We start from the raw sequence: 3,530 nt of genomic DNA on the forward strand, positions 1-3,530 counted from the left end.
CCGAGGAAGGCCGGGTCTTCGGCGGAGGCGCGAATATCCCCGATCCCGAGGCCTGACAGATCCATGAAGCGTGACAGCCGCTCCGGATCCGTGGCCAGAAAGCTAAGCGCTTTCAGGGCGATGACCTCGGCGTCTTCGGTAGATTCTATTATTTTTGGGCGCATCATGACAAACCCAGTTAACCACCTCTGAACCTCGTTGAACAGCGCCCCGGTTTGGTTAAGCTGTTGGTTACCGGCCAGGCCCAGAGTTCGACCCATACAGGGAAAACGGGGCCCTGCCGGCATGATCCGGCAGGCCCGCAGGGGCCGCAGCCAGATGAGTGTGAACATGTCAGTGTCGGCTGGACCGATGCGAACGCCAGATATGGTGCCGGCCATGCCGAAACGCGTCCTGGTCGTCGAGGACAATGAGTTGAACATGAAGCTGTTCAACGACCTTCTCGAGGCCAACGGTTATGAAGTGATCCAGACGCGCGACGGGCTCTCCGCGCTCGAACTCGCGCGCAAGCACAAGCCGGACCTGATCCTGATGGATATCCAGCTTCCCGAGGTTTCAGGCATTGAGGTGACGAAGTGGCTGAAGGAGGACGATGAGCTCCGCCGCATCCCCGTCATCGCCGTCACGGCCTTCGCCATGAAGGGTGACGAGCAGAAGATCAGGGAGGGCGGCTGCGAGGCCTACATCTCCAAACCCATTTCCGTCCTGAGCTTCCTCCAGACCATCGACGGATATCTGAAGAAGACATCATGACGGCGCGCGTCCTCGTCGTCGACGACGTTCTCGCCAATGTGCGCCTGCTCGAAGCCAAGCTTTCGGCGGAGTATTTCGACGTCGTGACCGCCATGAACGGCGTCGACGCGCTCGATGCGGTGAGCAGTGCCAGGCCCGACATCGTGCTGCTCGACGTGATGATGCCGGGGCTTGACGGCATCGAGGTCTGCCGCCGCATCAAGGCGAACCCGGCGACCCAGCATGTGCCGGTGATCATGGTGACGGCGCTCGACCAGCCGGAGGACAGGGTGCGCGGCCTCGAGGCAGGCGCCGACGATTTCCTGACCAAGCCCGTGAACGATGTCGCGCTGTTCTGCCGGGTGAAGAGCCTCGTGCGCCTCAAGATGCTGACGGACGAGTTGAGGAGCCGCACCAGCGGCGACCCGCTGCGGCTCCTCCAGTCAGAGCTTGCCGAGGCTGACAAGGCGCCCGCGAACATCCTCGTCGTCGACAATGGCGCAACACTTGGCGATCGCATCCGCAATGCTTTGGCGGGGCTGCACAAGGTCAGTGTCGCCCAGACGCCGCAGGAGGCGCTGGAGGCCTTTGGCGGGCCTCCGGTTGAACTCGTCATCATCAACCTCGACATGGAGGGGGTGGACGCGCTGCGCGTCTGCTCGCAACTCAAGTCGGTTGAGCAGACCCGGCAGACGCCGATCCTGATCATCGTCGATCCGGAGGATCGTCCGCGGCTGCTCCGTGCCCTCGACCTTGGCGTCAACGACTACCTCATGCGGCCTGTCGACCGGCAGGAACTCCTCGCCCGCGTCTCAACCCAGATCCGCCGCTACCGCTATACCGAGCGCTTGCGCACAAGTGTGCGCGCCTCGATGGAGATGGCCATCACCGATGCGCTGACCGGCCTCTATAACCGGCGCTATCTCGAAACCCACCTTGCCGAGGTGATCACCCATGCCGTGAACCGCGGCCGGCTGGTCTCGGTGCTGACGCTGGACGTGGATTTCTTCAAGTCCGTGAACGACACCTACGGCCACGACGCGGGCGACAGGGTACTGCAGGAAATGGCGGGACGGCTGCGCGCCATCATCCGCAATTCAGACCTCGCCTGCCGCACTGGCGGGGAGGAATTCGTGGTCGTGCTGCCCGGAACCGATCTCCACTCGGCTGAGCGGGTGGGCGAGCGGGTGCGCAAGATGGTGGCCGCCAAGCCCTTTCTCGCCGCGCCCGGCTGCCACCTGACCGTGACCATCTCGCTGGGTGTCGCCAGCCTGCTCAATGTCGAGGATACGCCCGAGGAGCTGCTCAAGCGGGCTGACCGGGCGCTCTACCGCGCCAAGCGCGAAGGCCGCAACCGGGTGAGCCTCTCTGCCGCATGAGGGCTTTTTCCGACGGATCCACTCGGCAATTGCGCCGCCGCCGAACTCTGTTGTAGATCCCGGGGCATGAACGCCGCCGTGCCCGCACCGCAGGAAGAACGCCTCCGCCGCTGGGGACCCAGGGGCACGGCCGGCGCCACCTTCGCGGGGCTGCTGGAATTCGAGCGCGTCTCCAGGCGTTTCGGCCGCACGGCCGCTGTGGCGGATGTGAGCCTGACGTTGAAGCCGGGTGAGATCGCATGTCTTCTGGGCCCTTCGGGCTGCGGCAAGACCACGCTGCTGCGCATCGCCGCGGGGATCGACCGGCCCGATACGGGCCGCCTGCTGTTTGACGGGCAGGAGATGGCGGGGCCCAGCCGCTTCGTGCCGCCGGAGCGGCGCAACATCGGGCTCATGTTCCAGGATTTCGCCCTGTTTCCGCATCTTTCCATCATCGAGAACGTAGCCTTCGGCCTCAAGAACCTGCCGGCGTCAGAGGCGCGCACCATTGCCCGCCACGCCCTGGAGCGGGTGGGCCTTGCGCACTATGCGCAGAGCTATCCTCACCATCTCTCGGGCGGCGAGCAGCAGCGCGTGGCGCTTGCCCGCGCCCTGGTTCCCAGGCCCCAGGTCATGCTGATGGACGAGCCGTTTTCCGGCCTCGACCAGCGCCTCAGGGAATCGGTCCGGGCCGAGACGCTTACACTTCTGCGTGAGACGAGGGCCTCCTGCCTGCTGGTGACGCATGACCCCGTGGAGGCCATGGGCCTTGCCGACCGCATCTTCCTGATGCGGCAGGGCCACCTGATCCAGTCCGGCACGCCGGAGGAACTCTATCGCCAGCCGGTCGATGCGGCGGCAGCGCGCTTCTTTTCCGACGCCAACGAGTTGAAGGGCCATGTCGCGGGCGGGGCGGTGGACACCCCTCTCGGGGCTTTTCCGGTGCCCGGCCAGCACCGGGGCGCCGAGGCGCTGGTGCTGATCCGCCCGCAGGGGATCAAGCGGTCCGAGGCGGCCACGGGCACGGAAGGGCTGGTGACCGAAACCCGGTTTCAGGGCGATGACGTCAAGTGCAGCATCCTGTTCAAGGGCATCGATGAACCGCTGACCGCCCTGATCGCGTCACGCTCGGCGCCGCCGCGGGGGCAGGCGGCGTGGTTCCGGATCGACCCGGAACATGTTTTCGTCTTTGAAACGGCGGCAACGCCTCCTATGTGACGTCTTCGGCTTCGGTTGCGGCGCGCTGGGCTTTCTGCTTTAGTGGCGCTACACAATGACGGAGGGGGAAGCCGCTCTCCGCAGAAGAGGAGTTTGTCTATGGGTGCGATGTCGTTCTGGCACTGGGCGCTGGTGATCCTGGTGGTGGTGTTGCTGTTTGGCCGGGGCAAGATTTCTGACCTGATGGGTGATGTGGCCAAGGGCATCAAGAGCTTCAAGAAG

5 protein-coding genes are annotated in these 3,530 nt (G+C 64.8%); 4 read left to right on the forward strand and 1 reads right to left on the reverse strand.

From position 1 onward, the window contains the following. On the reverse strand, positions 1-380 hold a 380-nt coding region (locus ACILRA_RS21185), incomplete at its 3' end, for a DUF3572 family protein (RefSeq protein ID WP_395664032.1). On the opposite strand from ACILRA_RS21185, the gene ACILRA_RS21190 reads away from it, so the two are divergent. The 4 genes from ACILRA_RS21190 to tatA all read left to right on the forward strand — a co-directional run. Next, on the forward strand, positions 379-753 hold the full coding sequence (locus tag ACILRA_RS21190; protein WP_395664033.1) for a response regulator: 375 nt from the start codon (positions 379-381) through the stop codon (positions 751-753). The genes ACILRA_RS21185 and ACILRA_RS21190 overlap by 2 nt on opposite strands. After that, positions 750-2,111 carry a PleD family two-component system response regulator gene (locus ACILRA_RS21195; protein WP_395664034.1) on the forward strand — a complete coding sequence of 454 codons (1,362 nt, stop codon included), beginning with the start codon at positions 750-752 and terminating at the stop codon, positions 2,109-2,111. The genes ACILRA_RS21190 and ACILRA_RS21195 overlap by 4 nt, the downstream gene beginning before the upstream one ends. A 66-nt stretch (positions 2,112-2,177) precedes the next feature. Next, positions 2,178-3,308, forward strand: coding sequence for an ABC transporter ATP-binding protein (locus ACILRA_RS21200; protein ID WP_395664035.1), 1,131 nt, complete (start codon positions 2,178-2,180; stop codon positions 3,306-3,308). A gap of 99 nt (positions 3,309-3,407) precedes the next feature. Continuing rightward, positions 3,408-3,530 (forward strand): twin-arginine translocase TatA/TatE family subunit (tatA, locus tag ACILRA_RS21205; protein ID WP_395664036.1); only part of this gene is annotated, 123 nt, incomplete at its 3' end.

Source organism: Aestuariivirga sp. (genome assembly GCF_044239095.1).
In the GTDB taxonomy this organism is placed as follows: domain Bacteria; phylum Pseudomonadota; class Alphaproteobacteria; order Rhizobiales; family Aestuariivirgaceae; genus Aestuariivirga.